Annotated in this window: 6 protein-coding genes and 1 pseudogene; 5 read left to right on the forward strand and 2 right to left on the reverse strand. The window is 59.6% G+C overall.

The window, feature by feature from the left end:
- The coding region (locus EPY72_RS20020; RefSeq protein WP_210423579.1) for a PGF-CTERM sorting domain-containing protein at positions 1-608 on the forward strand (608 nt) is incomplete at its 5' end.
- 147 nt (positions 609-755) lie between these two features.
- Here EPY72_RS20020 and EPY72_RS19015 read toward each other — a convergent pair.
- Complete coding sequence (locus EPY72_RS19015; protein WP_244605629.1) at positions 756-1,019, reverse strand: hypothetical protein; 264 nt, start codon at positions 1,017-1,019, stop codon at positions 756-758.
- A 370-nt stretch (positions 1,020-1,389) separates the two neighbouring features.
- Between EPY72_RS19015 and EPY72_RS19020 the strand changes: the two genes are divergently transcribed.
- Entirely contained in the window at positions 1,390-1,833 is a 444-nt protein-coding gene (locus EPY72_RS19020; RefSeq protein WP_134672287.1) for a pyridoxamine 5'-phosphate oxidase family protein, read from the forward strand.
- Positions 1,834-1,873: 40 nt separating this feature from the next.
- Positions 1,874-3,292 (forward strand): PAS domain-containing sensor histidine kinase, encoded by a 1,419-nt coding sequence (locus tag EPY72_RS19025; RefSeq protein WP_135807450.1) that lies wholly within the window; start codon positions 1,874-1,876, stop codon positions 3,290-3,292.
- 159 nt (positions 3,293-3,451) lie between these two features.
- Here EPY72_RS19025 and EPY72_RS19030 read toward each other — a convergent pair whose 3' ends face one another.
- Positions 3,452-3,661, reverse strand: coding sequence for a DUF8053 family protein (locus EPY72_RS19030; RefSeq protein WP_135807451.1), 210 nt, complete (start codon positions 3,659-3,661; stop codon positions 3,452-3,454).
- 271 nt (positions 3,662-3,932) lie between these two features.
- On the opposite strand from EPY72_RS19030, the gene EPY72_RS19035 reads away from it, so the two are divergent.
- Positions 3,933-4,331 (forward strand): hypothetical protein, encoded by a 399-nt coding sequence (locus EPY72_RS19035; protein ID WP_135807452.1) that lies wholly within the window; start codon positions 3,933-3,935, stop codon positions 4,329-4,331.
- Positions 4,324-5,260, forward strand: a pseudogene (locus EPY72_RS19040) (hypothetical protein); the annotation flags it as partial. The gene EPY72_RS19035 and the pseudogene EPY72_RS19040, both read left to right, overlap by 8 nt.

Consider the following 5,260-nt stretch of genomic DNA (forward strand, 5'->3'; position numbering starts at 1 on the left):
ACACCACCGATAGCGACGGCTACTACGAGATCAAGATCTCCGAGGACGACGTCGAGGGACTCGAGGACGGCGATGATCTGACTATTCAGGTCAACGGCGAACAGGACTCGACGTCCTACTCGGCGAGCACGTCCGAACGCTTCGACTTCAGCGTCACAGTCTCCGACGGCGACGGCGGAGACGGTTCCGACGGCGGAGATGGTTCCGACGGCGGCGACGGCGGAGACGGTTCCGACGGTGGCGACGGCGGAGACGGTTCCGACGGTGGCGACGGCGGAGACGGTTCCGACGGCGGCGACGGCGGAGACGGTTCCGACGGCGGCGACGGCGGAGACGGTTCCGACGGCGGCGACGGCGGAGATGGCAGCGATGGTAGTGACGGTGACGACGGCGGTGACGGTGACGACGGCGGTGACGGTGACGACGATGCCGAGACCACCGAAACGACCGAAACTACCGAGATGACCGAACCGGAACCGACGACCGAGGCGACTGAGACGACGGAAGGTGACGGTGGCGACGGTGGTATCCCCGGATTCGGCATGATGCCGGCTCTCGTCGCGCTCGTCGCGGCCGCGCTGCTGGCGGTTCGCCGCAGCAACGAATAGTACTCAAAATACCGGCTTTCGCCGGTTTATTGACGATTATTTTGAAGTAGTGAAATGTTAGCGAAGCTAACTTAGTCTGAAGTACTACTCCATTCACATAACAGTGGTATTGAGGGGAAGCCCTGCAGCCTTAGCCGTGGAAGGATGTTAGTCTTCACCGATTGACCAATAGGTTTCTGCCTTAACCGGGAGCTCGTCGGTATCCAGAATTTCGGCAATCTCCTCGGAAGTGACACTTCCTTTCTCATCGGCGCGTTCCATCAGTTCGGTGAACGCGCCGGTTGGGACGGCGGTGGTGTCGCCTCGCATGCGGAGGTAGAACTCGGCCGCACGATCGAGCGCCTTGCTCTTGGTGTTCTCGCCGGTCGCTTCCTGAAGGTTGTCGAGTCGTCGTTCGCGCGAGTCGGTCATTCGGAGTCGCATATTTTTGCACACGACCCCCAGATTCCTAGTTTTATCGGGTGGCTGAAACAGATAGAGTATATAAAAGAGGTCGTGGACTCCGTCCTGATCGACGCGATAGCGGGGTAGGCGGTGCGGCGCGAGGGCAGTTCTGCACACGTAGGTCGCGGATGATGTGTGCAATTTCGGGGATCGATTCGTGCCGTCTTACAACCCCATGTGGTCGCACCAGAAGTGGGATCGAGAGTTCCTCAGGAGTCCATGCCGACGTATTTTGTTGGCCCTGTTGGGATCATCCGGTAGCAGGATTAGTACTCGAATCGCCAAGCTTCGTTCCTCAACCGAAACATGTTCAAAGCCGTATAGAATCGCTCTTTATATGGCGACTGAGTTGACAAGTGCGGAGTGTGATACTGTACTCCGTGAGTCGGGGGTCGGCGTGTTAGCGCTTACCGACGGCGACGAAGCCTACTCTATTCCGGAGTCGTTCGGCTACGACGGTGAGACCGTGTACTTCCAGCTCGTTCACACATCAGAGAGCAAAAAGATGGAGTTTCTTGAGACGACGGAGACAGCGACGCTCACAGTCTATGACGAACAGGCAGTAAAGAGCGTGCTTGTACAAGGGCCAGTTGAGCACGTTCCCGAAGACAAGCAGCCGCAGGCCGCCACCACAATCACACAAAACGCGTCCATCCCCACCCTGAACGTCTACCCCGAAACGACACTCGAAGACACCACTATGAACTACTACCAGTTGGCACCGACCACGATCACCGGCCGAGAATTTGACCAGTTCTCCGCCTCATCCATCGATCAATAACTCCCTCAACCAAACACGAAACACGTTTTTGCACTATAACATGGACTCACCGCCAGATTCACCCGATCTACCGACGGATGCACGCGCCTTCCAGGAGGCCGTCGAAAGCACGGGCCACGCGATCTACTGGACCGATACGACCGGCCGGATCGAGTACGTCAACCCGGCGTTCGAAGAGCAAACCGGATACACTGCCGACGAAGCAATCGGGAATAATGCTAACCTCCTTCAGTCCGGCATCCATTCTGCACAGTTCTACGAGCGCCTCTGGGAGACAATCCTCAATGGCGACATCTGGAAAGGTCAAATCACCAACGAGCGGAAAAGCGGTGAGCGGTATGTCGTCAAACAAACCATCTCCCCGGTCACCCATGATGACGGGGGAATCCTGCGGTTCGTTGCCGTTAACGAGGACATCACCGACCTCCGAGAGTCCCAAGAACGACTTCAGCAGGAACGCAACCGATTCGCCAGCCTCCTTGATGCCGTCCCTGTTCCGCTTGTCATCACGGCCTTCGACGACGACACCCTCAAAGTAGAGCAAGCCAACCAGGCATTCAAAGACACGTTCGGCTTCACCGACAGCCAACTCAGTGGGGCGTCGATCGACAACCTCATCGTTGCGGAGAATCGGTCGAAGCAGGCACGGGAGATAAACGAGCAGGTACGGCGCGGCGAGCGTGTCCGCAGGGAAGTTACGCGGCGCACTGTCGACGGTAACGAGCGAACGTTCCTCCTCACTGCAACTGCGTTCGGGAGCGAGCCCCACGAGGAATCGCTTGCAACATACCTCGACATTACTGACCGGAAACAAGCCGAAGAAGAGCTCAAGCAGCGAACTCAAGAACTTGAGGACTTTGCGAATGTCGTCAGTCACGACCTCCGAAACCCGCTTAATGTCGCCAGCGGTCATCTCGGCCTGCTCGCCGAGAAGCACGAGAGTTCACACATCGACGCAATTCGGAACGCCCACGAGCGTATGCAGGAACTCATCGAGAATATCCTCATGCTCGCTTGCCAAGGGAAGACTATCGACGACACCGAGCCGGTCGCTCTCGGCGACTGTGTCAGGGAGAGTTGGGCGACGGTCGAAACAGCGAACGCCACACTCAACGTCGAGACCATAAGCACCGTTGATGCGGACGAGAGCCGCCTCCAACAGTTGTTCGGGAATCTCATCCGGAACGCTGTCGAACACGGTGGCGACGACGTCACGATCACCGTCGGCGACCTCGAAAGTGGGTTCTACGTTGCAGACGATGGTCCCGGGATTCCACCAGCTGAACGAGAGCAGGTGTTTGAAGCGGGCCATACAAGCACCGAGACCGGGACCGGCCTCGGACTCTCTATTGTGCGAGAAGTCGTTGATGCGCACGGCTGGGAGATTGATGTCACCGAGAGCAGGACAGGCGGTGCGCGCTTCGAAATCACGGATATCAAACCCAGTACCGAGAAATAGCTGGCTCTGTCGTTCGCCAATTCTGCAGCCACACGTTGGCGCGGAGCGGCAAAATTTTGAGGGTTTCTGAACTGAGTGAATGACCGATCCTTGAGGTCGTACTAGTAGACTCACAACAACTGTTAATAGAACTTCAACAGAGCCATTCAGTTTGGTTGGTCACTCGGCAGCGCTAGAGGACGTGAGGGATTCAGCGTCAACCAGTTTGAACTCCCATTTGCCGTCATCGGTGCGCCGGAGCGAGACGAACTGTTCGTCGAAGAGGAGGTTTCCCTCCAGGTCAGCGAGTCCTTCCTCGCGAAGATCGTCTTTCGGGACAGTCAGGCCAGCAGTCGTTTCGTCGAGTTTCCGGAGTTTCAGCAGTGCCATGGTGGGTCCACCCCGACAGATACCTTCACCACTCATTAATGTTGGTCTCGTGGTGGTCTCGCCTACACGAAACCGCCATTTTACGGGGAAACTTAGGCGCTGATGGGGTTTTCGGCGGTATCGGGCGCGCCCGCGTTTACTGCGTTCCGCGCGCTCGGACCCGAACTATGGCTAACCGAACTGCTGACCCGTCAGTTGATGGGTCACACGACGAACGCACCGACTGGACAACCGACTGGCGGAACCTCGAAAAGCGCCGCGGAGGGCGCGTATGAGCGACGGCGAGGTCGCCGTCCAGCAGAACGGCCACACCCACGCCGTCCAGGCGCCGAGCCTCGACGGCACCGTTACCGTCGACGTTGACCAGAACACCGTACATCTCCCGGCGAACTTCGGCGCGGTGTATCACGAGGACCGCCTCGACGACATCGACGAGGAGATCGCGACCGACGGCGGGCACGCAGCTCGGACGGAGGTCGAGATGTCCGGGTTCGGTCTCACCGACTACCAGTCGTTCTGGTCGCTGATCGGCTCGGGACTCGGCCTCGCGGCGAGCGGCTACCTCTGGGGCCTCCCGAACACAGGGCTGGCTGCGCTCATCGTGTTCTGCGTTTCAATCGGGATCGGCTACATCGCCGCACGGTCGTTCGGAGGTGGTCTCGATGCGTAACCGGCTTCAGCAGGTGTTCGCGCTGACCGCCGTGCTGCTGATGGCGACGATGCCCGCCGCCGCACAGTCCTCGACCGGCCTCGCGGTCGGCACCAGCGACAAGGTGCCGAACCCCGAGTTCACCGGTACCGTCGAGAAGGCCGCCCACCAGCTCGGGACGAACAACACCACGCTGGACTACCAGGACGACAACGGGAACTGGAAGACGCTGAACGGCTCGCTCGCGAACGAGTCGAATCCGGTCACGTTGCGTGCGGACAATCTCGCTTTCGATGCTGCTTCTCAGTTCCCGTCCGAATCGAACTCGACACTCGACGCAAGCGAGTGGACGACCTCGGCCGGCACCAACTCGGACGTGAACGTGTCGAGTCCTGACGCGGACGTTCAGACGCTCTCGGTCGACGCGAACGTGGCGAACACCGAGTCCGCGACCGCGACGTTCGACCGAGTCTCGATCACCAGCGACGTCGGCAAGCGCGTGTTCTGGGCCGCCGCGAACATCCAGACGCTGAACGGTACTGCCGAACTCGTCATCGCGGACAGTGACGGCGACGAGAAGCGCCTCCACCTCAACGGGTCGGCGTCGGCCAACGACGCGGACGTCCTTGCGGACGGCACCGGCAACGGGTTCGTCTCCCAGGCCGACGTCTCGGGCCTCGCGGTAGAGGGATCGGGCGACGGCACGTTCGACGGCATTCAGTCGATCAAGATCGTCGTCAACGACGGCGACCTCGACGCTGATTTCACGACGCTGTCGACGGATCGACTGAGCAAGGTCAGCTACGGCGTCCAGCACATCGACCAGGACGGCGACAACACGACCGAGAACGTCACCGTCTACGAACCGACGGGCGCGTACGACGTCCACAGCGTCGACTCGCTCGGCGCGCCGTTCGACAACGCGACCGTCTACGGCATGGAGTTCGATT

The organism is Halorussus marinus, from assembly GCF_004765795.1.
GTDB classification, from domain to species: Archaea; Halobacteriota; Halobacteria; order Halobacteriales; family Haladaptataceae; genus Halorussus; species Halorussus marinus.

Excerpts from the sequence above, each read along its gene's own strand:
- EPY72_RS19020 (WP_134672287.1), top strand. The coding sequence starts at position 1,390 with ATGGCGACTGAGTTGACAAGTGCGGAGTGTGATACTGTACTCCGTGAG.
- EPY72_RS19025 (WP_135807450.1), top strand. The coding sequence starts at position 1,874 with ATGGACTCACCGCCAGATTCACCCGATCTACCGACGGATGCACGCGCC.
- EPY72_RS19030 (WP_135807451.1), bottom strand. The coding sequence starts at position 3,661 with ATGGCACTGCTGAAACTCCGGAAACTCGACGAAACGACTGCTGGCCTG.
- EPY72_RS19035 (WP_135807452.1), top strand. The coding sequence starts at position 3,933 with ATGAGCGACGGCGAGGTCGCCGTCCAGCAGAACGGCCACACCCACGCC.
- EPY72_RS19015 (WP_244605629.1), bottom strand. The coding sequence starts at position 1,019 with ATGACCGACTCGCGCGAACGACGACTCGACAACCTTCAGGAAGCGACC.